This is a genomic window from Sphingomonas sp. ATCC 31555, assembly GCF_000282895.1.
GTDB lineage: Bacteria > Pseudomonadota > Alphaproteobacteria > Sphingomonadales > Sphingomonadaceae > Sphingomonas.
In genome coordinates this window covers 104306-128497 of sequence record NZ_ALBQ01000003.1, presented here as the reverse complement: position 1 = coordinate 128497, position 24192 = coordinate 104306, and the positions used below count along the sequence as shown (strand labels likewise).

Genomic DNA, 24192 nt, shown 5'->3' with positions numbered 1-24192 from the left:
GCGCCGCAATGTCGTACCAATGCGGAACCGAGACAGTCGCGGGTGGTTCCCCTGCCTCGCGAACCGCGCTACGCGCTCGCCATGGCCGATACGATCCCGCCGCCGGCGCCCCGCCGCAAGCTCAGCAGCCTGCTCGTCATCTGGCGTTTCACGCGCGGCTATCCGCTACAGATCGCCATCGCGACCGCAGCGCTGATCACGTCGTCGCTCGCGACGCTATGGATCCCGCGCACGTTCAAGCAAATCGTCGACAACGGCTTTTCCGCCGGTGCCGATACCAGCGAGATCGGCGTGTATTTCCAGGGTCTGCTGGCGGTGATCCTGGTGCTATCGATCGCGACAGCGGTGCGCTTCTACGCGGTATCGTGGGTGGCCGAGCGCACCGTGGCCGATCTCCGCGTCGCCGTGCACCGCAACCTGCTGCGCCTGCCGCCGAAATGGTTCGAGGAAAATCGCCCGTCCGAAATCGCATCGCGCCTTACATCGGATACGGCACTGGTCGAACAGGTGGTGGGATCGACCGTATCCACCGCGTTGCGCAACCTGCTCACGGGCATTGGCGGCGTAATCTACCTCTTCGTGCTTGCGCCGAAGATCGCCGCCTATCTGATCGTCGGCATGCCGCTCACCGTGCTTCCCATCGTGTGGTTGGGGGGGCGCGTGCGCCAATACTCGCGCACCAGCCAGGATCGCGTCGCCGATATCGGCGCAATCGCATCGGAAACGCTGGGCGCAATGCAGATCGTGCAGGCTTTCGGACAGGAGCCGCGCGAAGGGAAGCGATTCGAAGATGCGGTGACGCGCAGTTTCGCTGCGGCCAAACGGCGGTTCGCGCTGCGGGCAGTGATGACGGCGCTGGTGATCGGCCTGCTCTTCACCGCGATCACCCTGATCATGTGGGATGCGGTTGCCGGGGTCGCGGCCGGGCAGATCAGCGGGGGCGCGATCACCGCCTTCGTCATCACCGCTGGCCTGGTCACCGGCTCGTTCGGCGCGCTGACCGAGGTTTATGGGGATCTGCTGCGCGCGTCCGGCGCGGCCAGCAGGCTGGCGGAACTGCTCGCGCAGGAGCCGGATATCGCCGCGCCGGCCCGGCCCACGCCCCTGCCCCGCCCTGCCGAAGGCGCCATCGCATTCGATTGCGTTACCTTCCGCTACCCAACCCGTCCCGAAGTCTCGGCACTCCAGGACTTTTCGCTGTTCGTAGCGCCTGGCGAGACGGTTGCGGTGGTGGGCCCGTCGGGTGCGGGCAAGTCCACTCTCTTCCAGTTGCTGCAGCGTTTCTACGATCCTGAATCGGGCGAGATCCGGGTCGATGGAGTCGCCATTCCCAGCGCCGATCCCGCCGATGTCCGGGCCCGCATCGCGATGGTGCCGCAAGAGACGGTGATCTTCGCCGCCAGCGCTCGGGATAACCTTCGCTACGGCGACTGGAACGCTAGCGACGACGCCATCTGGGCGGCCGCCGAGGCGGCCAATGCCGCCAGCTTCCTTCGCGACCTGCCCGATGGGCTCGATACCTATCTGGGGGAAGGCGGAGCGCGGCTATCCGGCGGCCAGCGCCAGCGACTGGCCATCGCCCGCGCGCTGCTGCGCGACACGCCGATTCTTCTGCTCGACGAAGCGACCAGCGCTCTCGACGCGGAAAGCGAAAGGCTGGTGCAGGATGCGCTGGAACGGCTGATGCATGGGCGCACCACCTTGGTAATCGCCCACCGCCTCGCCACCGTGCGGGCGGCAGGCCGCATCATCGTGATGGATGCCGGCCGCATTGTGGAGACCGGCACCCATGCGGAGTTGGTCGCCAAGGGCGGGCTCTATGCCCGGCTGGCCGCGCTGCAGTTCCAGGAAAGCGCTTAAGCCGCGATCGCCCTGCGCGCCGCCACCCATTCGAGGAACGCCGCCGCCTCCAAAGGCCGCGCGAACCAATAGCCCTGCCCTTCCTCGCAGCCCATGGCGGCCAGAAGCTGCGCGGTCTCCTCCGTCTCCACGCCCTCCGCGACAACGCGACGGCCCAGCTTGTGGATCAGTCCCACCATCGTTTCGATCAGCACATGATCGGCGCCTCCGTCGGTGCCGAGGCAGCGGACGAACGCCTGATCGATCTTCACCACGTGCGCAGGCACCTGCTGCAGATAAGCAAGACTGCTGTGCCCGGTGCCAAAATCGTCGATCGCCAGCGCGACCCCCGCCGCCGCCAGTTCGCGCAGCATGGCCAGCGCCTTTTCGGGCTCGGCCATCACCGCACTCTCGGTAAGCTCGATTTCCAGCTGCTCGGGTCGCAACTGGCGTGCAAGCAACGCCAGTTGCACGCGCTGGATCAGGTCCGTCTCCATCAGATTGGCAGCCGAAAGGTTGATCGATAGCGTCAGGTTGATGCCTGCCGCCTGCCAGCGAACCAGTTGGTCGAGCGCCTGCTCCAGCACCCATTGCGTGATCGGCTGGGCCAATGCGGTTTGCTCGATGATCGGGATGAATTCGGCCGGCGATATGTCACCCAGCACGGGATGACGCCACCGCAGCAACGTTTCCGCCCCCACGCACGCGCCGGTGCGAAGGTCGATCCGCGGCTGGTACACGAGCCGCAGTTGATCTCCCGCCTCCAGCGCCGCGCCGAAATCCTGGAGAAGATCGTACCGCCGGCGCATCGCCTGATCGCGTTCGGCCGAATAAAGCGCGATGGCGCCATCGGTGCGGCGCGCGTCCTGCGCCGCGCTGATCGCTCCACGCAGAACGTCTTCCGACGAAACCTCACCCAAGCGGAACGGCCGCATGCCCACGGCCACACTGGTGACAAACCGCACGCTGGAAGTCGCCCGCATGGTTTCGAACGCCTGCTCGAGCAGCGGCTGATAGGTTTCGGGTTTCATATCGGGGGGCGAAAGGAACGCGAATTGGGTGGTGCCGATATGATAGGCGGTACGATCGGCGCCCAGCGCCGCCTGGATTGCGCGCGACGCTTCACGCACCATCTCGTCGACGCGCGGCGCGCCCATTGCGCTCACGATTTTGGCGATCTGGTCGTCGCGAGCAAGGTCGCCGACCACCGCGATCCGGGCTTGCCCCGGATAGTCCCGCGCCAGATCAATCAGATCGTCGCGAAACTGCGCGCGGGTCGGCAGGCCGCTGATGGGATCGATCCGTCCGAAAGCGTGCTGCAGTTCGATCTGCGTCATCACCATCGCCGCGAGATCGGCCAGCGCGCCGAGCTCCGCCTCGGTGGCATGGCGCGGCGCCATGCCTAGTACGCACAGCGCGCCCAGCCCATAGCCATCGCTGGTGATGAGTGGTGCGCCCGCATAGAAACGGGTGCCGGCCTGGGCGAGCAGGCTGTCGGCATAGCCGGGGTGCGTCGCGAAGTCCTCAATGATCACAAAGTCGCACGTCTCGGCGACTTCGGCGCAAGGCGCTTTGTGCCGCGGGATGCTGCAATGCTCGACACCCACCCGCGACTTGAACCATTGCCGGTCCCTGTCGGTCAGCGATACCGCCGCCACCGGCAGGCCGAAAATCTGTGCCGCCATTCGCGTAATGCGGTCGAAATGCTCGCTCGGCGGCGTGTCCAGCAGTTTCAGCTGGTGCAGCGTGTCCAGCCGGGCGGCTTCGCGATAATCCTGCACAATCGTTTCCCTTCACCTTTCATTATAGAGGCGGGCGGAAACGATTTTCCCAAAACCAGCGGGGATTGCGCTATTGTCCGGTGATGCTCTTCGCCAAGGCCTCGGCGACCTTGATGCCGTCGATCGCCGCCGAAAGGATGCCGCCGGCATAACCCGCGCCTTCGCCAGCCGGGAACAGCCGCGGCGTGTTGAGGCTCTGCAGGTCCGGCCCGCGGGTGATCCGTAGCGGCGAGGAGGTGCGCGTCTCCACGCCGGTCATCACCGCCTCGGGATGGTCGTAGCGGGCGATCTGGCGGCCGAACACGGGCAGCGCCTCGCGGAACGCCTCGATCACGAAATCGGGCAGGCAAGCGGAGAGATCGGTGGGCGTGACCCCCGGCTTGTAGCTCGGTACCACCTGGCCCAGTGCGGTGGAGGGCCGCCCGGCGAGCAGGTCGCCGACCAGCTGCCCCGGCGCGTTGTAGTTGGAGCCGCCGGCGATAAAGGCCGCGTCCTCCCATTTCCGCTGCAACTCGATGCCCGCGAGCGGACCGCCCGGATAGTCGCGCGCGGGGTCGATCGCCACGACCAGCCCAGAATTGGCGTTGAACTCGGCACGCGAATACTGGCTCATGCCGTTGGTGACGACGCGGCCCTCCTCCGAGGTCGCCGCCACCACCCGGCCGCCCGGGCACATGCAGAAGCTGTAGACGGTGCGGCCATTGGCGCAGTGGTGCGACAGCGCATAGGCGGCGGCGCCCAGGTCCGGATGCTTGGCGCAGTTGCCGAAGCGCGCCTGGTCGATCCAGCTCTGCGGATGCTCGATCCGCACGCCGATCGAGAAAGGCTTGGCCTCCAGATGCACGCCCATGCGGTGAAGCATCTCGAAGGTCGGGCGCGCGCTGTGCCCCACCGCGAGGACGACGTGATCGGCCTCCAGGAAGCTGCCATCGTGCAGGTGCAGGCCGCGCATCTTGCGCTCGCCGTCGAGCTCGATCGCATCGACGCGCGTCTGCCAGCGATATTCGCCGCCCAGTTCCTCGATGGTGCGGCGCATGCTCTCCACCATCGAGACGAGGCGGAAGGTGCCGATGTGCGGATGCGCCTGCCACAGGATGTCGTCGGGCGCACCGGCCTTCACAAACTCCTCGAGCACCTTGCGGCCGAGGAAGCGCGGATCCTTCACCCGGCAATAGAGCTTGCCGTCCGAGAAAGTTCCTGCTCCGCCCTCGCCGAACTGGACGTTCGAGTCCGGGTTGAGCTCGGAGCGGCGCCACAGACCCCACGTGTCCTTGGTCCGCTCTCGCACGATCTTGCCGCGATCGACGATGATCGGGCGGAAACCCATCTGGGCGAGGATCAGGCCCGCGAACAGCCCGCACGGCCCTGCGCCGATCACCACTGGGCGCAACCCCTGCCACCCTTCGGGCGCATGGACCGGCGGGCGGTAGGTCATGTCCGGCGTGGGCCGCACATCCTTGTCACCGGCGAGGCGCGCCAGCACCTCGGCCTCGTCCGCCAGATCGACGTCGACCGTGTAGACCAGCAGGATCGCATTGCGTCGCCGGGCGTCATTGCCGCGCTTGAACACAGTAAACCCGCGCACCTCGGCCGGCGCCACGCCCAGCCGCAATGCGATCGCCGGGGCCAGTGCATCGGCGGGATGATCGAGCGGCAAGGAAAGTCCGGACAGGCGCAGCATCGAAACGTGGATTCCAGCAGATTTGGGGGTGAAGGTGCATCCCTTATACAAGGTAGCGTCGATGGGAACCCGTAACCCCGCCCGTCCTCCCGGCGAAAGCCGGAATCCATTGGGGTCTCCATCCCGCCATTATCTGCGACCGAGCGGCGAATGGATCCCCGCTTTCGCCGGGAGGACGGCGTGGAAAGCGAGTCCCCGCAACGCCATGTGCTATTAGCGTCAGTCCGTCCTCCGGCAAACCGCAGATCGGTGCGTACCGTTCAGTCGCGCGCCAGCGAGTCGCGCAGCGCCTGCGCCTCGCGGTTGAGTGCCGCCAGCCGCTCCAGCGCCATGTCGGTCTTCTCCACAAGCGCCTCGCCCAGGCAGCCGCATTCCTCGCGGATCGCCTGGCCCTGGTCGGAGAGAAACACCTGCACCTGGCGTTCGTCCTCCGGGTTGCGCTTGCGCTCGACCAGCCCGGCCGCCTCCAGTCGCTTCACCAGCGGCGTGATCGTGCTGGATTCGAGCGCCAGCCGCTCGGCAATTGCGCCCACTGTGCGGCCGTCCTTCTCCCACAGCGCATGGAGCACCAGATATTGCGGATAGGTGATCCCCAGCCGGTCGAGGATCGGCTTGTAGACGCGCGTGATCGCCATGCTCGCGCCGTAGAGCGAGAAGCAGAGCTGGCTGTCGAGCGGAAGCGGCGCAGGCATGGGCAGAAACTCCTCTCCGCCGACCATGGCGGTACAAAACGCATATCGCGATAAATAATCTCTGGACAAGAGGTTCAGCATCGCCTATCCGCCGATTATCGCGATAACGGTTATCGCGGGAATTAAGGGAGACACACGATGTCGGTCGATGTGAAGTACACCACCAAGGCGACGGCAACCGGCGGTCGCGACGGCAGCGCGCGTTCGGAAGACGGCGTGCTGGAAGTCAAACTCTCGACCCCGAAAGAACTTGGTGGCGCCGGCGGCGACGGCACCAACCCGGAACAGCTGTTCGCGGCAGGCTATTCGGCCTGCTTCATCGGCGCGCTGAAGGCGGTCGGTGCGCAAATGAAGATCAAGGTTCCGGCGGACGTGACGGTCACTGCGACGGTGGGCATCGGCCCGCGTTCGGAAGGCGGCTTCGGCATCACCGCAGACCTGCTGGTCAACCTGCCCGGCCTCGACCGCGCGGAGGCGCAGAAGCTGGTCGACGCCGCGCACCAAGTTTGCCCCTATTCGAACGCGACCCGCGGCAACGTGGATGTCGGTCTGACGCTGGCCTGATGCTTGCGAGCCCTCTCCCTTCGGGGAGAGGGCCGTGTGCTTTATACGCGCATATCCAGCAGCGAACCCATCATCCGGTCCTCGGTCCGGATCACCGACAGGTTTGCGCGGAAGGAAAACAGCGCCTTGCGCTGTTCGACGTCTTCGCTCGCGAAGTCGATGTCGGGCGCCTCGATCATACCGTCTTCGTCGGCATCCTGCGATTCGGGATCGTAGCGCGGCCCCGTCCCGGGCACCGCCGGCACCGGCTTGGCGTTCACCCCGCCGGCCGCGGCCGCCGCCTGATAGATCGCGATCGGCTGGTAGGCGTGATTGACCGTCTTGCCGATCGCCGTAGCCGCCGTCACTGCCTTGGCGGTCTCGCCCGTCGTTTGGACGTTGGCGAGGTTTTGCGCGCTCGCGTTGACGCGCGCGACGCTGGCCTGAAGCCCCGTCAGGGCGATGTTGGTGGCGATCATGGCGCTACTCCGATGTACCATGATCGCAGTCATTCGTAATCGATCGGTGGACGAACATGGTGCATGCGCGGCTAACCCGATCGCCGCGCCGGGGTGGTCAGTTCAGGCCCCGGCTGCGCAGCAGCGCGTCCGGCGCGGGCATCCGCCCCCGGAACGCGATATAGCTTTCGGCTGGATCGCGCGTGTTGCCGCGTTCCAGCACCTCGCGGCGCAGCTTCGCCGCCATCGCCGGATCGAAGATGTCACCCGCCTCCTCGAAGGCCTGGAATCCGTCGGCGTCCATCACTTCCGCCCAGGTATAGGCATAATAGGCCGCCGCGTAGCCTCCGTCGAAGATGTGACTGAAATGCGCGAGGCGATGGCGCATCCCAACTTCGGGCGGCACGCCCAGCGCCTGCAGTTCCGCCGCCTCCCAGGTACGCGGATGGAAGTCGTCCGGCAGGCTGGTCAGCATGTGGAGCCGCATGTCGAGGATTGCGGAGGAAAGCTGCTGGACCGTCAGATAACCCTGGTTGAACGTGCGGGACTGGAGCAGCGCCTGCAGCATCGCGTCCGGCATGGGTTCTCCCGCGGCGTTGCGGGCATAGCGCCGCAAGGTCTCCGGCGCGACCACCCAATGCTCGTACACCTGGCTCGGGAACTCGACGAAATCCCGCGGCACGGCGGTGCCGGAAAGGCTGGGGTAGCGCACCTTGCTGAGCAGGCCGTGCAGGCCATGGCCAAATTCGTGGAACAGCGTTCGCGCTTCGTCCATCGAAATCAGCGCCGGCTGGCCCGGCGCGGGCGGCACGATATTCTGGTTGTTCACGACGATCGGCTGTTCGCCGAACAGATCGTTCTGGTCGCGCAGGCTGTTCATCCAGGCGCCGGGGCGCTTGGTCGGCCGCGCGAACCAGTCGGCATAGAACAGGCCGATTTTGCGCCCGTCGGCCTCGCGCAACTCCCACACACGCACGCCTTCCGCATAGACGGGCACGTCGGGCCGCGCATGGGCGGTGATGCCATAGAGCCGTTGGGTCGTGTCGAACAGCGCGGCGACCATCCCCTCCAGCGGCAGATATTGCTTCACCGCCGCCTCATCGAGGGCGAAGCGCTCCTTGCGCACCTGCTCGGCATAATAGCGCCAATCCCAGGGCTCCACCCTGGCGATGCCGTCCCGCGCCGCGCAGGCGGCGATATCGCGCAGCTCCTCTCCGGCGCGCGCCAGCGCCGGACGATAGACGCGCATCAGCAGCTCGGTCGCGGCGGCCGGCGTCTTCGCCATCCGGTTCTGTAGCACGAAGGCGGCATGGCTCTCCGCGCCGAGCAGCCTTGCCCGCTCGATCCGCAACGCGAGAAGCCGGGTAACAATCGCATTGGTATCATTCGCATTGCCATGATCGCCGCGCATCACGAAGGCGCGCCACACTTTCTCGCGCGCGTCGCGGTTCGGTGCAGCGGTCAGGAACGGCTCTGCAGCGGAACGGGTAGCGGGGAACAGGAAACTGCCGGAATGCCCAGCAGTCTCCGCGGCCATCGCCGCGGCGCTGCGCTGGTCCTCGGGCAGGCCCGTGACCTCGGTTGCAGACAGCAACACGCTGCCAGCCTTCTGGTCCGCAAGTAGCTTCTGACCGAAATCGACGCTCAGCGTCGCCATTTCCTCGTTGATTGCGGCGATGCGGGCGCGCTCGTCCGGGCCGAGCGCCGCGCCAGCGCGCACAAACCGCTCGTGCACCTCCTGCAACAGCCGCGCCTGTTCGGGCGTAAGGGTCAGGCCCGCGCGCGCGTTCCAAAGCGCACGGATCCGGCCGAACAGCTTCGGATCCAGCCATGTCTCGTTGGCGAGGCGAGTCAGCTTGGGGGTGACATGTTCTTCGATGCGCTGAATTGCGTCACTCGCGTCGGCGGAGGCCACATTGAAGAACGCGCTGGCGATGCGGCCAAGCAGTCGCCCCGCCCCCTCCATCGCCTCGATCGTGTTGGCGAAGCTCGGCGGAGCGGGGTCGTCTGCGATGCGGCGATAGCCGGCATGCGCTTCGGCGAGCGCCACGTCGAAGGCGGGCGCATACTGCTCCGGGCGGATACGGTCATAAGGCGGCACGCCATCGGGCGTCGTCCAGGTTTCGAGCAGCGGGTTGACGGTCTGATCGGCCGCCGAGCCAGGCGCCTGCGGCGCCGTCGCGTCGGGAAGTGGGGATGCCAGCATGGCGAGAGCAGTACAGGCAAGCAGCCGCGTTCGCACGACAAATCTCCCGCGCGGGCGGCGTGCGGAGTGAGCCGGCTGCCGGCCTCGCCTTCAGCGCACCAAGAAGGTCGCGTCCCCCTCCGGCCTGGCCAGCCCGATCGAACCGCTCCGATAGACCAGGCTGGCCCCTGGGCGATCCGCGGCATCGAACCGCACCTTGCCGCCTGGTCGGGCGCGTCGATCGGCACCAGCAGGATCGCGCCCCCGCGGGTCGCGATTGCCGTGCCCACCGCACCCGCCAGGAACAGGCGGCGATCGATGGTCATCTTCTCTCCCTTTAACAGGGGTATTTCAGCCAAACACGCAGCGCAACCGCGCGTACGAAAAGGCGAGCCGCGCCACGGCGCAGCCCGCCCTTTAGGATCTTGCCAGTCTTATGCTTCGATGTTGCGGCGGAACGTCTCCGGCAGAAAGAACACGCCGATCACCACCGTAACGGCGGCGACCACCACCGGATACCAAAGTCCATAATAGATGTTGCCCGTCGCCGCGACCATCGCGAACGCCGTGGTCGGCAGGAAGCCGCCGAACCAGCCATTGCCAATGTGATAGGGCAGCGACATCGAGGTATAGCGGATGCGGCTGGGGAACAGTTCGACCAGCATAGCCGCGATGGGGCCATACACCGCCGTGACCAGCAGCACGAAGAAGAACAGGATCGCTACCACCAACACGGTGTTCACCTGCGCCGGATCGGCCTTGGCCGGATAGCCGGCATCGGCGAGCCCGCCCTTCACCCGTCCCTGGAAGTCGGTAATCGCCGCCTTGCGGTCCGCGCCCGCCACCTGGGCGGGATTGGGCGCCACGAAGCTTACATCGCCGATCCGGATCTGCGCCACCGTTCCGGCAGGCGCCTCGATATTCTGATAGTTGATGCCGCCCTTGGCCAGATAGGACTTGGCGATGTCGCAGCTCGTCGCGTCGAACTTGTTGCGCCCGATCGGATCGAACTGGAACGAGCACTCCGCCGGATTTGCGATCACCGAAACCGGCGCCGTCGCCACCGCGCGGGCGAGCGCGGGATTGGCCGCGTTGGTGAGCATGCCGAACAGCGGGAAATAGGTAAGCGCCGCCACCGCGCATCCGGTGAGGATGATCGGCTTGCGCCCGATCTTGTCCGAAAGCCAGCCAAAGATGACGAAGAACGGCGTGCCGAGCGCAAGCGCGATGGCGATCAGGATATTGGCGGTGGCGCCATCCACCTTCAGCATCTTCTCCAGGAAGAAAAGCGCATAGAATTGGCCGGTGTACCAAACCACCGCTTGTCCGGCGACTGCGCCGATCAGCGCGATGATCACCCAGCGCAGATTGCCCCATTTGCCAAAAGCTTCGGTCAGCGGCGCCTTCGACGTGGTGCCCTCGTCCTTCATCTTCTGGAACACCGGGCTTTCGGAGAGCTGCAGCCGGATCCACATCGAAACGGCGAGCAGCACGATCGAGATCAGGAACGGCATGCGCCAGCCCCAGCTGGCGAACGCTGCCTCGCCCAGGACGGTGCGCAGGCCGATCACGACGAGCAGAGCGGCGAAGAGGCCAAGCGTGGCCGTCGTCTGGATCCAGCTGGTGTACAGGCCGCGCTTGTTGTCCGGGGCGTGCTCGGCAACGTAAGTTGCGGCGCCGCCATATTCGCCGCCCAGCGCGAGTCCCTGGATCAGCCGCAGCGCGACGAGAATGAACGGCGCTGCCACCCCGATCGTGGCATAGGCGGGGAGCAGACCCACCGCGAAGGTGGAAAGGCCCATCAGCCCCATGGTGACGAGGAAGGTGTTCTTGCGCCCGACCAGATCGCCGACCCGCCCGAACACGAGCGCCCCGAACGGTCGTACCGCAAACCCCGCCGCGAACGCCGCCAGCGCAAGGATGAAGCCCGTCGTCTCGTTCACACCCGAAAAGAACTGGGCCGAGATGTAGCTCGCCAACAGACCGTAGAGATAGAAATCATACCATTCGAACACCGTCCCCAGCGACGAAGCGGCGATGACGAGTTTCTCGTTCTGCGTCGCCCTGTGGTGCTTGGGAAGCCCGTCATCATATGCGGTCGCCATCATCCTCTCCCTTGTTAAAATCCGTATTTAAAGGCCATTTCGATGCGGTCGAGCGCACCACTGTCTCCCGACACGAGCTCACGCTGACCGTGGCGATACTCGATGCCGACATCCATCCCCTTCACCGGCGTCCAGAACAGATTGGCCGCCGCACTCCACGCCGCCTTGTTGGCAAGCAGCGTCACCGCCAACCTGTCAGGATATTGCGCTGTCTGATAGCTGCCGGTGAAGGTAGAACGCAGGTTATTGGTCCAGCCCAGCTTCAGCGCAGCGAAGGCGGCGAAATTGTCGATCCTGGCCATGCGGGTGGCCGTGCCGCCGAACAGCGCATCGGGCACATAGCCCAGTCCCAGATACCGGCCGATCCCCTGGCCATAGGTGGCCATGAACCGCACGTCGTGGCGCGTCCCGATCGGCACCCGCCCGGCGCCGGAGACGCCCCAGCCGACTGCGCTGTCGCCCACTCCGCCAACTTCCGCGTGCAGTTCGCGGGCGATGCCGGCGAGCGAAAAGTCGCCGAGCCGCGTCTTCCAGTTCACCCGCGCGACGAGGTCCGGCAGGCGCTCATGGTCGTTGTCCACCAGCGCCGCCGCCGAAGGCAGCGCGGTTTCAGTCTGCGGATTTTCGATCGCGATTTGGAAATTGCTGCCGCCGCGCAATGGCGTGGTGTAGCGGATCAGGCCCTGCCGATTGAACACCGTGCCTTCCAGCGGCCCGACGAAATCGGTGCTTTCGGGCAGCACCGCCACGTTCTGGAAGGTCGACCATTCCTGCCCGACGAGCCATCGGCCATATTCGATGAAGCCGCGCCGGAAGGTGGGTACATAGGGGTTTGTCGCGCGCTGAGCGCCCACCGGCGCAGTTGCCAGCGCGAAGTCGAACTCGATGTGCGTCTTGATGTCGGTGCCGTTCATGGGCGTGGTCGCGGTGACCGCCAAGCGCGTTTGTCGCGCCGAAAGCAGCATGTCGCGGCTCGAATAGCCGCCGCCGACCGGGATTTGCTGCGGCAGGTAGAATTCCTTGCCAAGTCCACCCGTCGGTATCTCGCCGTCATTATACCGTGTGGCGATGGCGTTCAGCCGTACGAAGCCGCTCAGCTTCACCGTCGATCCGCCCATGCGGAAGCCGTCGCGCGGGGGCGCCGTCTCCAGCGCAGCGACGCGCTTCTCGGTCGCCACGCTCGCCTGCGTCGCTGCAGCCACTGCCTGGCTGCTCTGTTCGGCAGCCGCGGCGGTGCGCACCTGTTCGGCACGCGCCGACCGGAGTTCGCCGCGCAGTTCGCTCACCGCCTGCTCCAATTCCCGCAGCCGCGCTTCGAGCGCCGCCTCGCGACTGCTCTGGGCGATGGCGGCCGCTGGCGACAGCCCAGCCGCTGCCGTGCCCGCCAGCAGCGCCAGCTTCCAACCTTGCATAATCCTCTCCCGGTCTTGCTCGGATCCCCCCAAGTCTTTCCGGAGCTTGCAACATCGCCGCGAGCCGGGTCCTCGCACCAGATAGACCTTGGTCGAACCTGCCGGGCCGCGATGTTCGACCTTTGGCCAAGGTGCGCCGCGCCGTGCGCTGCCTTACCGTTCCGGCAAAATGGGAGAGGCACTATGAGCACGATCACGCACAAGGTTCCGGCAGAATGGGCCGATCGCGCGTTCATCGACGCGGCCCGCTACGAAGCGCGCTATGCCCGCGCGGCCGGCGATCCCGACGGCTTCTGGCGCGAGGAGGCACAGCGGATCGACTGGATGCAGCCCTTCACCGTGGTGAAGAACACATCGTTCGACGAAGCCGATTTCGGCATCCGCTGGTTCGAGGATGGGATGCTCAACGTCTCGGCCAACTGCCTCGACCGGCATCTGGCCGAACGTGGCGACAGCCCGGCGATCCTGTGGGAAGCCGATGCGCCCGGCGTCACGCGCACGATCAGCTATCGCGAACTGCACGGTGAAGTATGCCGGATGGCGAACGTGCTGAAGGCGCTCGGGGTGCGCAAGGGCAGCCGCGTAACGCTCTACATGCCGATGATCCCCGAAGCCGCGATGGCGATGCTCGCTTGTGCGCGGATCGGCGCGATCCATTCGGTGGTGTTCGGCGGTTTTTCGCCCGACGCACTCGCCGGCCGTATCCAGGATTGCGACTCTACGCTGGTGATTACCGCCGATGAAGGGTTACGCGGCGGCAAGACGGTACCGCTCAAGGCCAATGTCGACGAGGCGCTCGCGCATTGCACCTCCGTGCAGAAGGTGCTGGTCGTGCGCCGCACCGGCAATCCGGCCGTGGCCATGCAGGCGGGGCGCGACCTGTGGTGGCACGACGCTCGCGAAACCGTGGATGCCGAATGCCCGCCCGAACCGATGAACGCCGAAGACCCGCTGTTCATCCTCTACACCTCCGGTTCCACCGGCAAGCCGAAGGGCGTGCTGCACACCAGCGGCGGCTATCTGGTCTGGGTGGCGATGACCCACCAATATGTGTTCGATTATCGCCCCGGCGACGTCTTCTGGTGCGCGGCGGACATCGGCTGGGTCACCGGGCACAGCTATGTCGTCTATGGCCCGCTGGCCAATGGCGCCACGACCGTGATGTTCGAAGGCGTGCCAAGCTGGCCCGACGCCAGCCGCTTCTGGCAGGTGTGCGATCGGTTTCAGGTCAACATCTTCTATGCCGCGCCCACGGCGTTGCGTGCGCTGATGCGGGAGGGCGACGACTATGTGACGCGCACCTCGCGCGCCTCGATCAAGCTGCTGGGATCGGTGGGCGAACCGATCAACCCGGAAGCCTGGGAATGGTATCACCGCGTCGTCGGTGAGGGGCGCTGCCCGATCGTCGATACCTGGTGGCAGACTGAAACGGGCGGCGCGATGATCACCCCGCTGCCTGGCGCCACCGATCTCAAGCCCGGCAGCGCCAGCAAGCCGATGTTCGGCGTGCTGCCGCAGATCGTCGACAATGACGGCACCGTGCTGGAAGGCGCTACCGAAGGCTGTCTGGTCCTCACCGACAGCTGGCCTGGGCAGATGCGCACCGTTTGGGGCGATCACGAACGCTTCTTCCAGACCTATTTCACCACCTTCCCCGGGAAATACTTCACCGGCGACGGCTGCCGGCGGGACGCGGACGGCTATTACTGGATCACCGGGCGTATCGACGATGTGATCAACGTCTCTGGCCATCGCATGGGCACAGCGGAGGTCGAAAGCGCGCTCGTCGCGCATGCCCGGGTGGCCGAGGCGGCGGTGGTCGGCATGCCCCATGCGATCAAGGGCCAGGGCATCTACGCCTATGTCACGCTGAATGCCGGCGAAGCGGAAAGCGAAACCCTGCGGCGCGAGCTGGTGCAATGGGTGCGCCACGAGATCGGCCCGATCGCGACGCCGGACGTGATCCAGTTCGCCCCTGCCCTGCCCAAGACGCGGAGCGGCAAGATCATGCGCCGCATCCTGCGCAAGATCGCCGAGGGCGAGATCGGCAGTCTGGGCGACACCTCGACGCTCGCGGATCCCTCCGTAGTCGACAACCTGCTGGAGAATAGGCCACTAGTGGCGGCGTGATGCCGACGATCCTGATAGCCGACGACCACCCGCTGTTCCGCCAGGCGCTCGTCCTGGCGGCCAGCCGCGTGCGGCCGGATGCGCGGATCGTCGAGGCAGGCACGCTCGGCCGCGCAGTGGAAGCGGCAGTGGCCGCCGAGGATCTGGCGCTGATCCTGCTGGACCTGCAGATGCCCGGCGCCGTCGGCTATTCCGGCGTGGCGTTGCTCCATGCCGAACGGCCCGCGGTGCCGATCCTCGTCATCTCCAGTGCCAGCGAAGGCGACGCAGCGCAGCAGGTCCGCGCCTTTGGAGCGGTAGGCTTCATCGGCAAGGGCGCCGATCTCTCCGCGATCGAAGTGGCAATCACGCGCGCGCTGGCCGGCGAGACGATCGCCGCCCGGCCGGACCCGGAGCTCGATCCGGTCGCGGGACAAGTCGCCAGCCTCTCGCCGATGCAGCTCAAGGTCCTGCTGGGCGTGCTTGCGGGACGACTGAACAAGCAGATCGCCTTCGATCTCGGCATCAGCGAAGCGACGGTGAAGGCGCACATGACCGGCATTCTGCGCAAGCTGGACGTGCAGAACCGAACCCAGGCGGTGCTCGCCGCGCGCGCACTCGGCCTCGGCGGCCCGGCCTGACGACACGAGACCAGCGCAACACCAAAAGCCATCCAAACCCAGTCCAAAACGCTCGACATGGGCTCCGCCGCGGCTAAGGTGCCGCGATGCGTGCCATCATCCTCCCCCTCGCCCTCAGCCTCGTCGCTCCCCTCGCTGCCGCTGCGCCGCCGCCCGACCGCTCCGCCGCCGCGCCGCTGGCCGCGATCGAAGCCTGGCTCGCCCGACCGGAAGCTACGCGTCGCCTCGACGATCCCGCGCTCGCCCGCCCCTTGTCCAAGGCCGAAGCGAGCCGCGCCCTGGCGCTGCTCGCTGCCGCACGAACCCGGGTAGTCGCAGCTGCCGAGGGCAACGCGATGGCCGCTAAGCAGATCAGCATCGGCGGTAAGACGCTGAAATGGGAGAGCAAGACCTTTGGCGATGCCGCGCCCGGGCATCGCAGCCTGTGGATCTCGATGCATGGCGGCGGCAATGCCGAGCCGGCGGTGAACGACCAGCAATGGCGCAACCAGATCCGCCTATATACGCCTGCGGAGGGCGTCTACCTCGCCCCGCGCGCCCCCACCGACACCTGGAACCTGTGGCACGAAGGCCATATCGATCCGCTGTTCCAGCGACTGATCGATGCGCAGGTGGCGCTCAACGGCGTGGATCCCAACAAGGTCTACCTGATGGGCTATTCGGCCGGCGGCGACGGCGTGTGGCAGCTCGCGCCGCGCCTGGCAGATCGGTTTGCCGCAGCCGCGATGATGGCGGGCCACCCCAACGACGCGTCGCTGCTCGGGCTGCGCAATCTGCCCTTCGCCATCTTCATGGGCGGCGCCGACGCGGCCTATGGCCGCAACCGTCTCGCCGCCGACAAGAATGCCGAGCTGGACCGGCTGCACGCGGCCGATCCGGACGGATACGTTCATATGGCGCGCATTTATCCGGGCCTGCCGCACTGGATGGGCGGCAAGGATGCGGAAGCGCTGCCCTGGATGGCGGGCTTCACGCGCAACCCTTGGCCCCGCCGCATTGTGTGGCGGCAGGACGATGTGACGCACCCGCGCTTCTACTGGCTCGCGATCCCGGATGCGGCTGCAGCCCACCAAGGCGACATGATCACGGCGGATGTCGCCGGGCAGACGATCACGCTGAGCGGCACCGTGCCCGCCGGCACCACCTTGCGGCTGTCGGACCGCTTGGTCGACCTCGATCGCCCGGTGCGCGTGATCGTCAACGGCAAGCGGGCCTATGCGGGCAAGGTGGTGCGGACTGCCCGCACCATCCAGCAGTCGCTGCTCGAGCGACTGGACCCGGAATCGGCCGCCACGGCGCAACTCGTCCTGCGCTGAGCCACGCACCTATTCGGCCGCGAGCGCCCGCTCGGCTTCGGCCAGCCAGGCCAGCAGCGCCGCCGGCTGCACCGGCTTGGCAATCAGCGGAATGGACGCGGCGGCGGCGCGGGCCCGCGTCGCCTCCTCGGTGTCCGCTGTCACTAGCGCGGCGCGCAGGCCGGGCCGCGCTGCGCGTAGCTGGCCGATCAGGTCGATGCCGTCCGGTCCTTCCCCCAAATGGAAATCGACCAGTGCGACGTCCGTCTGTGCCACCGCCGCCATCGCCTCGGCGGCCGTGGCGGCAAGGTAGACGCGGTGGCCGGCGCGTTCCAGCAGCAGCCGCGCCGCCTCGCGGATCTCGTTCCGGTCATCCACCACCAGCACGTGCCGGGCGGCGACAGGTGGCAGCGCCGTGGCGGGGGGCAATGACGGCAATACGGACGGCGCTTCCGCGCGCGGCAGGGCGATGCTGAACATGCTGCCCCGATCGATACGCGAGCGCAGCCCGATCGTGCCTCCGATCAGCCGGGCACTGCGCTCCACAATCGCTAGGCCCAGCCCCACGCCGCTGGTGCCACTGGTGCCCAGCCGCTCGAACTCGCGGAAGATTGCCGCCTGCTTGTCTTCCGGAATGCCGGGGCCGGTATCGACGACGCAGATGCGCAGGCACGCACCGGCAGGCCGCACGCCCACCAGCACGCCACCGGTGCCGGTGTAGCGCACCGCGTTCGAGACGAAGTTCTGCACGATCGATCGGAGTAGCACCGGGTCCGCCAGCACGGCGCCGGCCGCCGGGCCCAGCCGCAACGCGAGTCCGGCTTCCTCGGCGATCGGGCGGAATGATGCGACCACATCGGCCAGCAGCGGTACGAGCGCCACGGGCTGGATCGCGGGCACGACACCACCGGCATCCAGCTTGGAGATGTCGAGCAGCGCGCGGAGCAGTTCTTCGGCCGCACCGATCGACTGCTCGACACGAGCGACGATCGGGGCATCGGGGCCGCTATGGTCCAGGGCCCCCGCGAACAGGCGGGCGGCATGCAGCGGCTGGAGCAGGTCGTGGCTGGCGGCGGCCAGGAAGCGGGTCTTGTCGCGCGTCGCCGCCGCAAGATCGGCGTTCAGCCGGCGCAGTGCGGCGGTGCGCTCCGCCACGCGCGTCTCCAGCTCGGCACGCGCCCGTTCCAGCCCGGCGCGCGCCTGCGCTTCGGCGGTAATGTCGGTGAAGCACATCACATAGCCGCCGCCCGGCATTGGCCCGCCCACGGTCTTGAGCACGCGCCCATCCCAACGCGTGCGTTCGAAGCTGTGCGAGGCGCCGCGCCGCAGATGGGCGAGCCGGCGGCTGACATGCGCCTCGATCTCGCCGGGGCCGCAATCGCCGCGTTCGGCGTTGAACCGGATTAGATCGGCCACCGGCGTGCCCACCCGCACCATGCCGGGGGGATAATCGAACAGTTCGATATAGCGGCTGTTCCAGGCGATCAGCCGCAGATCGTCGTCAATCACGCTCACGCCGGGGTCGATATTCTCCAGCGTCGCGGCGAGCAGCGATTTCGAGAATTGCAGGCTCTGCCCGCTGGCGTCGAGCATCCGGGCGACGTCCTCCGGCCCCAGCCGCTCGCCGGCCAGCGCCGATGCGACCAGCGCCCGTGCCGAAGGCGCGCCCACCACGCCCGCGATCAGCCGTTCCGCTCGCCGCGCCTCCGCCGCGCCCACTGGGGCGTCCGCCGCGCTGCCGGCGAAGGTGGTCGCCGCTCGCTCCTGTCCCACGAAACGACCGGTAAAGGCAATCAGCCCGGCCATGTCGTGCACCGTGCCCACCCGTTGGCGCAGCGGCAGGCGCGGCAGCGATGCGCCGATCCCGCGCGCCGAAAGCAGCGCGAACACCGCCAGATTGGCACCCAGGCTCCAGACCACGCCGTGCACCAGCGGCGACATCGCACCGATGCCCAGCAGGTGGCGCGGATCGATCGGGCTGCCGGCCAGCGCCGCCAGCAGCGCGGGCGGCAGGATCGGCGGCAGCGCCAGCGTGTAGAGCCAAAGCACCAGCCCCGTCGCCAGCGCCACGATCGCGGCAAGCGCATCGCCATGGCGCCGCTGCGCCGCGAGCAGCAGTAACGGCGCGAACTGCGCCATCGCTGCAAAGGCGATATGTCCGATCGAGGCGAGCCGGTAGTCGGCGGGTACCGCCTGCGCCCAGGCCAGCGCCATGCCGATCACAACCACCACAGACGCTCGCCGCACTCGCAGCAGCAGCCCGCCCAGATCCGGCTGGCTGGCAAGCCGCGCCTGGCGCAGCACCAGCGGGGCGATCAGATCGTTTGAGATCATCGTGGCGAGCGCGATCGTCTCCACCACCACCATCGCTGTGGCCGCCGAAAATCCGCCCAGCGCCGCCAGCAGCGCCAGCGAGGGCATGCCGGCGGATAGCGGCAGCGCCAGCACATAGGCATCGGGCGGCACCGTCGCCGGCACCAGCGCCAGTCCGGCAATAGCGATCGGCGGCACCAGCAGCGCCATGGCGAGCAGATAGCCGATGAACGGCCAGCGCGCCCGGGAGATGTCCGCGGGCGACCGTGCCTCGATCACGCCGATATAGAATTGGCGCGGCAACGCGAGCACCGCCGCCATCGCCAGCGCTGCGATCACCAGCGTCTCGCCGGCGAAACGTTCGGGTGCAAATAGCCGGCCCAGTGCAGCGACGCTCGTCCGCCCCGCGCCCGGTGCCGCCAGCAACAGCGTAAGGGCCAGCCCGGCGACAGCGGCAAGCGCCAGCAGCTTGAACACCGATTCCGCCGCCGTGGCGTACAGCAGACCCTCGTTGCGCCCGGCCCGATCGAAACGCCGCGTGCCGAACAGCAATGCGAACAGCGCCAGCAGCAGTGCAGCCGTCAGCATCGCCACAAAGGCATGGCCCGATCCGCTGACCAGCGCGAACGCCTGGCCGATCGAACGAAGCTGCAGCGCGATATAGGGGATTACGCCCAGCGTCGCGGTCACGGTCACCAGTGCGGCAAGCCCGCGGCTCCTGCCGAAACGCGCGCCGATCAGATCGGAAACGCTGGTCGCACCTTCCTCGCGCGCGGCCTCGGCGATGCGGACGAGCAGCCGAGGTGCCAGCAGGAACAGCAGCGCCGGCCCCAGGTAGATCGGCAGATAGCTCCAGCCGTCATAGGCTGCACTGCCGACCGCGCCGTAAAAGGTCCAGCTGGTACAATAGACGCCCAGCCCCAACGCATACGCGCTCGCCCGCCAGCGCCCGGCGGCGAACCGCGCGCGCCGCCGCTCGACATAGCCGGCGAGCAGGAACATCGCCGATGCAAAGGCGATGGCGGCGATAATGAGTAACGGTGCCGGCATATCCGGCATGGCCCAGGCTCCTCTCCGCCGCCATTAGGGCCCGGCACCCCGCCCGGCGCAAGGGTAAAGCCGCCGATATCGGCGCTGCACACGTCGAAACCTGTCTCCCGCAGGGAGTGGCTGCGATGTGTCTCGCGACTGGACTCTGTCACAAAACTGTTGCGGAAACGCAACGAGATTGACGTGCAGCAAGCATACCGGCCTCCGCAAACAAAGCTGATTCAGGGGGCTTCAATGACATCGCAGACCAAGGGGCTGCTCGCGTCCGGCGCGAGCGTATTGGCGTGCATCTTCGCAACGGCCGCGACCGCGCAGACGACGCAGCAGCAAAACGACGTTCCGCAGGAAATCATCGTCACCGGCGCGCGTCCGATCGCTGAATCGGAATCGCTCGCGCTGCGCATCCAGCGCGCGTCGGACTCGCTTGTTACCGTGTCTGCCGCAGACAGTGTCGGCCGCCTGCCCGATCAGAACATCGCCCAGGCCGCCAGCCGCCTGCCCGGCATCGCCGTCGAGCGCGATCAGGGCCAGGCGCGCTACATTTCGCTGCGCGGTTCGCCCAACTACTGGACGACGCTGTCGTTCGACGGGATCACCGTGGTCAGCCCCGAAGGCCGCGATGCGCGCTTCGATTCGATCCCGTCGGCGATCGCCTCGCAGATCATCGTCTCCAAGGCGGTGACGCCGGACATGACTGGCGAAACGGTAGCAGGCAATGTCAACGTCGTCACCCGTTCGGCGTTCGACTACAGCGGAGCGCACTTCGCCGGCAAGGCGGGCTACGGCATCGCCGAACTGGGCGACCGCAAGCAGTACGAAGCGTCGGCCGTGGCGTCGCAACGCTTCAAGGTGGGCGAAGGCGAACTCGGCGTGCTGGTGTCGGGCAGCTATTTCCAGCGCGGCATGATCACCGACAATTTCGAGACCGATTACGAGCGCGTCTCGCAGGATCAGCGTCCTGGGAACGCCACGCGCTTCTGGGCGGCGGAAGCCGAGAACAAGCTCTATCGCCTCACCCGCCGCAACTGGTCGGCCTCGGGTCGCGTCGACTACAAGCCCGACGATCAGAACACTATCTCGCTGCGTTCGATCTACACCATCTTCAAGGACGACGAAGCGCGCGACAATTACCGCTTCGACCTGGACGATCGGCAGAGCGATCTCGTCTCCAGCACCACCGATTGCGCCCGCACCGCCAATCCGACGCCGACCACCACCGGCTATGCCGATGTGTGCATCGGCAACACGCCCCAGCGCGGCACGATCTACGGCATCGACATTCGCCAGCGCTCCACTCTGCGCGCCTTCCGCCAGTCGATCTTCACCAACAGCGTGGTCGGCGAGCATGATTTCGCACCGGGCTGGCATCTTTCCTGGGTGGGCAACTACACCGAATCGAAGGACGATCGCTCGGTCGTCGGCGAAATCGCGTGGGACAGCCCCAGCACCCGCACGCTGCGCCCCACCGTCGGCTATGATTTCAGCGATCCGAACCGCTCGCGCCTGCTGCTGTTCAACACGATCCAGCTAAGCGGCCCCACCCGCTATTCGGCCGGTACCCGCGTGGTGGCGGTCGACAGCTTCACCAAGGCGCCGTCGTCGCTCACCGTGCTCGACGCGATCGACACCACCAAGGCTTATACCGGCCGGCTGGTGCTGTCGCGCGAGGCCCGCTTCCTTGGCAGCGATGCGGTGTTCAAGGCCGGCTTCCAGTTCGATCAGCGGACCAAGGTGGCGGACGAAAAGCAGATCCTGCTCAACACCTCAGCCCAGCTTGCCAGCGTCGGCATTCCCACCAACTACGCCGCTTTTTCGCTCGACGAGCCGTTCGCCGGCGCGCTGCCGATGGATTATACCTTCCGCTATTTCGACGAAGACAAGATGCGCGCCGTGGCCAATTCGGCGCGCGGCCAATACGCGTTCACGCCCAACACCGCGAACAACTATGACGTGCGCGAGCGCATCTATGCCGGCTATCTGATGGGCACGCTGCGCTACGACTGGGGCTCGATCCTCGGCGGCGTCCGTGTCGAGCGGCTGGAGAATCGCGGCAAGGCCGTGGCGACGCTGGGCACCACCACCGGCCTGGTCACGGCGGAGTCGAGCCAGACGCTCGCCTTCCCCAGCCTCCACATCAACTACAATGTCGACGATACCAAGAAGCTGCGCCTGTCGTTCAACTCGGGCGGCGCGCGCGGCGATTACGACCAGCTCCGCCCGAACGTCGTGATCAACGATCCCAACCAGACGATCTCCGGCGGCAACCCTGCGGTGAAGCCCGAGCGCGCCTATGGCGTCGACGGCTATTTCGAATGGTATCTCCGCCCGCAGGGCTATCTGATGGCCGGCGTCTTCTACAAGCGGGTGGAAGACGTGCTGTACCGCCAGTCGCGCACCTTCGGCTCGAACGCGCTGGATACGAACGGCATCGATCGCTCCGCCTATGTCTTCACCGGCATCACCAATGGCGGCGATGGGCGCATCTTCGGCGCCGAGGCGGCAGCGCAGCTGCAGCTCGAGCCCTGGACGAACGCGCTGGGCCTGCCGGACTGGATGGGCGGCTTCGGCATCTCCGCCAACGTGACGCTCAACGACAGTCAGGTGACGAAGCCGGCCCTGGGCAGCGCGGTCCCGGCGCGCAGGGTGCGCCTGCCCGGCACGTCGGACATGGTCTACAATATCGGCGGCTATTACGAAAAATACGGCCTGTCGCTCCGCGTCCAGTACCAGCGCCGCAGCGACTGGCTGGACACGATCGCCGACGATCTCACCGACGCCGGCGATACCTATTGGGCGGCGGACGAAGAGATGGACATTTCGGCGCGCTATGCGATCACCAAGCGCTTCGAAGTCTATGTCGACGTGCAGAACGTGCTCGATCAGCCGGGCCGCCGCTATGCCGAGCCGGGCAACCTGCTCACCGCCACCGGCACGCCCACCCCGACGATCAAGTCGCAGACGATCGAATGGGAGCGCTTCGGCCGCCGTTACGCTGCCGGCGTGCGGGTCAACTTCTGATGCGCCGCGCTTCCGCCCTCGCGCTCGCCAGCCTGGTCGCGCTGTCCGTCGCCGGCTGCACGACGGCGGCCCGTCCTGCCTTCTCGCCCCTGCCCACCGCGTCGGTGGTGGCACGGGCCGAGACGCAGGCGGTGCGTACTGCCAATGCCGATGCCGCCGACGATCCCGCGATCTGGCGCAACCCCGCGAATCCCGCCGCCAGCCTGATCGTCGGCACCGACAAGCAGGCCGGCCTGTACGTCTATGATCTGCAGGGCAGGCAGCGCGCGTTCCTCAATGCCGGCCGGGTCAACAATGTCGACCTGCGCGATCTCGGCGCGGCGGGCATCCTCGTCGCGGCGAGCGACCGCAACGATCCGGCAAACGCGATGCTCGCGCTGTTCCGGCTCGATCCGGCCACCGCGACGCTGACGCCGCTCGGCAAGGTCTCCGCCGGCCCTGGCGAAGCCTATGGCGCCTGCCTCTACCGCACGGACCAGGCGCTCTATGCGTTCAACGTGTTGAAGGACGGCACGATCCGACAGGTCGCGCTCGATCTCACCGGGGCCGCCCCGAAGAGCACGCTGGTCCGCACGATGAAGCTCGCCACCCAGTCGGAAGGCTGCGTCGTCGATCCCCGCACCCATCGCCTCTACGTCGCAGAGGAGGATGTCGGGCTGTGGCGCTTCGATGCGCGGCCGGAGGGCAGCACCCAGCCGATCCGCGTCGCCGCCGCCGACGGCCAGGGCATCGTCGCCGATGCCGAAGGCGTGGCGATCGCTGCGGAGGGGCCGGACGATGGCGGCTATCTGCTCGTCTCCAGCCAGGGCGACAACGCCTATGCGGTCTATCGTCTCGCCGACGATGCCTATGTCGGCCGCTTCCGCGTCGGCGCCGGCACCTTCGGCAGTACCGAGCAGACCGACGGCATCGAGCTGATGGTCGGAGATTTCGGACCCGCTTTCCCCGGCGGCCTGTTCATTGCGCAGGACGGCATCAACCCGCCTGCCGCGCAGAACTTCAAGCTCACCGCCTGGGGCGATATCAAGGCCGCACTGGGCCTGCGTTGAGCGCAGCGGGCGCCGATAGCC

15 protein-coding genes are annotated in these 24192 nt (G+C 67.0%); 7 read left to right on the top strand and 8 right to left on the bottom strand.

Features of this window, described 5'->3' with window-relative positions; all coding sequences use genetic code 11:
* The first annotated feature begins 81 nt into the window (after positions 1–81).
* The gene (locus B215_RS0101305; protein ID WP_019367815.1) at positions 82–1860 is read left to right on the top strand and encodes an ABC transporter transmembrane domain-containing protein; all 1779 of its coding nucleotides are present in this window, start codon (positions 82–84) and stop codon (positions 1858–1860) included.
* On the opposite strand, the gene B215_RS19415 is transcribed toward B215_RS0101305, so the two are convergent.
* The 3 genes from B215_RS19415 to B215_RS0101290 form a co-directional block, all read right to left on the bottom strand.
* A complete protein-coding gene (locus B215_RS19415) occupies positions 1857–3620 on the bottom strand; it encodes a putative bifunctional diguanylate cyclase/phosphodiesterase (RefSeq protein ID WP_019367814.1) in 1764 nt (587 codons plus the stop codon). The two genes, B215_RS0101305 and B215_RS19415, sit on opposite strands and share 4 nt — an antisense overlap.
* A gap of 70 nt (positions 3621–3690) precedes the next feature.
* Positions 3691–5301: an NAD(P)/FAD-dependent oxidoreductase gene (locus tag B215_RS0101295; protein WP_019367813.1), complete on the bottom strand. Its 1611-nt coding sequence runs from the start codon at positions 5299–5301 to the stop codon at positions 3691–3693.
* 260 nt (positions 5302–5561) lie between these two features.
* Positions 5562–5993, bottom strand: coding sequence for a MarR family winged helix-turn-helix transcriptional regulator (locus B215_RS0101290; protein WP_026008823.1), 432 nt, complete (start codon positions 5991–5993; stop codon positions 5562–5564).
* 138 nt (positions 5994–6131) lie between these two features.
* Here B215_RS0101290 and B215_RS0101285 point away from each other — a divergent pair, with 138 nt between their 5' ends.
* Positions 6132–6557 (top strand): organic hydroperoxide resistance protein, encoded by a 426-nt coding sequence (locus B215_RS0101285; protein ID WP_019367811.1) that lies wholly within the window; start codon positions 6132–6134, stop codon positions 6555–6557.
* A 41-nt stretch (positions 6558–6598) separates the two neighbouring features.
* Here B215_RS0101285 and B215_RS0101280 read toward each other — a convergent pair whose 3' ends face one another.
* The 4 genes from B215_RS0101280 to B215_RS0101265 all read right to left on the bottom strand — a co-directional run bounded on the left by B215_RS0101280 (position 6599) and on the right by B215_RS0101265 (position 12696).
* Complete coding sequence (locus B215_RS0101280; protein WP_019367810.1) at positions 6599–7015, bottom strand: flagellar basal body rod protein FlgC; 417 nt, start codon at positions 7013–7015, stop codon at positions 6599–6601.
* Positions 7016–7112: 97 nt separating this feature from the next.
* Positions 7113–9200, bottom strand: coding sequence for a M3 family metallopeptidase (locus B215_RS0101275; RefSeq protein ID WP_019367809.1), 2088 nt, complete (start codon positions 9198–9200; stop codon positions 7113–7115).
* Between the two features lie 413 nt (positions 9201–9613).
* A complete protein-coding gene (locus B215_RS0101270; protein WP_026008822.1) occupies positions 9614–11284 on the bottom strand; it encodes an MFS transporter in 1671 nt (556 codons plus the stop codon).
* 14 nt (positions 11285–11298) lie between these two features.
* Entirely contained in the window at positions 11299–12696 is a 1398-nt protein-coding gene (locus tag B215_RS0101265) for a DcaP family trimeric outer membrane transporter (protein ID WP_019367807.1), read from the bottom strand.
* 183 nt (positions 12697–12879) lie between these two features.
* Between B215_RS0101265 and acs the strand changes: the two genes are divergently transcribed.
* The 3 genes from acs to B215_RS19410 all read left to right on the top strand — a co-directional run bounded on the left by acs (position 12880) and on the right by B215_RS19410 (position 16762).
* Positions 12880–14826, top strand: coding sequence for an acetate--CoA ligase (gene acs / locus B215_RS0101260; RefSeq protein WP_019367806.1), 1947 nt, complete (start codon positions 12880–12882; stop codon positions 14824–14826).
* Positions 14826–15446, top strand: coding sequence for a response regulator transcription factor (locus B215_RS0101255; RefSeq protein WP_019367805.1), 621 nt, complete (start codon positions 14826–14828; stop codon positions 15444–15446). Before acs ends, B215_RS0101255 begins: the two co-directional genes overlap by 1 nt.
* An 86-nt stretch (positions 15447–15532) precedes the next feature.
* Positions 15533–16762, top strand: a complete 1230-nt coding sequence (locus tag B215_RS19410) for a hypothetical protein (RefSeq protein WP_019367804.1) — start codon at positions 15533–15535, stop codon at positions 16760–16762.
* 9 nt (positions 16763–16771) lie between these two features.
* Here B215_RS19410 and B215_RS0101245 read toward each other — a convergent pair whose 3' ends face one another.
* A complete protein-coding gene (locus B215_RS0101245) occupies positions 16772–20113 on the bottom strand; it encodes a PAS-domain containing protein (protein WP_236704509.1) in 3342 nt (1113 codons plus the stop codon).
* Positions 20114–20338: 225 nt separating this feature from the next.
* Between B215_RS0101245 and B215_RS0101240 the strand changes: the two genes are divergently transcribed.
* Both B215_RS0101240 and B215_RS0101235 read left to right on the top strand, forming a co-directional pair.
* Positions 20339–23122: a TonB-dependent receptor gene (locus tag B215_RS0101240; RefSeq protein WP_019367802.1), complete on the top strand. Its 2784-nt coding sequence runs from the start codon at positions 20339–20341 to the stop codon at positions 23120–23122.
* A complete protein-coding gene (locus B215_RS0101235) occupies positions 23122–24171 on the top strand; it encodes a phytase (protein ID WP_019367801.1) in 1050 nt (349 codons plus the stop codon). Before B215_RS0101240 ends, B215_RS0101235 begins: the two co-directional genes overlap by 1 nt.
* Positions 24172–24192 lie beyond the last annotated feature (21 nt).

Bases quoted from the DNA above. Each gene is read 5' to 3' on its own strand.
- B215_RS0101235 (WP_019367801.1), top strand. From the start codon at position 23,122: ATGCGCCGCGCTTCCGCCCTCGCGCTCGCCAGCCTGGTCGCGCTGTCC.
- B215_RS0101275 (WP_019367809.1), bottom strand. From the start codon at position 9,200: ATGCTGGCATCCCCACTTCCCGACGCGACGGCGCCGCAGGCGCCTGGC.
- B215_RS0101285 (WP_019367811.1), top strand. From the start codon at position 6,132: ATGTCGGTCGATGTGAAGTACACCACCAAGGCGACGGCAACCGGCGGT.
- B215_RS0101305 (WP_019367815.1), top strand. From the start codon at position 82: ATGGCCGATACGATCCCGCCGCCGGCGCCCCGCCGCAAGCTCAGCAGC.
- B215_RS0101240 (WP_019367802.1), top strand. From the start codon at position 20,339: ATGACATCGCAGACCAAGGGGCTGCTCGCGTCCGGCGCGAGCGTATTG.
- B215_RS0101270 (WP_026008822.1), bottom strand. From the start codon at position 11,284: ATGGCGACCGCATATGATGACGGGCTTCCCAAGCACCACAGGGCGACG.
- B215_RS0101295 (WP_019367813.1), bottom strand. From the start codon at position 5,301: ATGCTGCGCCTGTCCGGACTTTCCTTGCCGCTCGATCATCCCGCCGAT.
- B215_RS19410 (WP_019367804.1), top strand. From the start codon at position 15,533: ATGCGTGCCATCATCCTCCCCCTCGCCCTCAGCCTCGTCGCTCCCCTC.
- B215_RS0101255 (WP_019367805.1), top strand. From the start codon at position 14,826: ATGCCGACGATCCTGATAGCCGACGACCACCCGCTGTTCCGCCAGGCG.
- acs (WP_019367806.1), top strand. From the start codon at position 12,880: ATGAGCACGATCACGCACAAGGTTCCGGCAGAATGGGCCGATCGCGCG.
- B215_RS0101280 (WP_019367810.1), bottom strand. From the start codon at position 7,015: ATGATCGCCACCAACATCGCCCTGACGGGGCTTCAGGCCAGCGTCGCG.
- B215_RS0101290 (WP_026008823.1), bottom strand. From the start codon at position 5,993: ATGCCTGCGCCGCTTCCGCTCGACAGCCAGCTCTGCTTCTCGCTCTAC.
- B215_RS0101265 (WP_019367807.1), bottom strand. From the start codon at position 12,696: ATGCAAGGTTGGAAGCTGGCGCTGCTGGCGGGCACGGCAGCGGCTGGG.
- B215_RS0101245 (WP_236704509.1), bottom strand. From the start codon at position 20,113: ATGCCGGATATGCCGGCACCGTTACTCATTATCGCCGCCATCGCCTTT.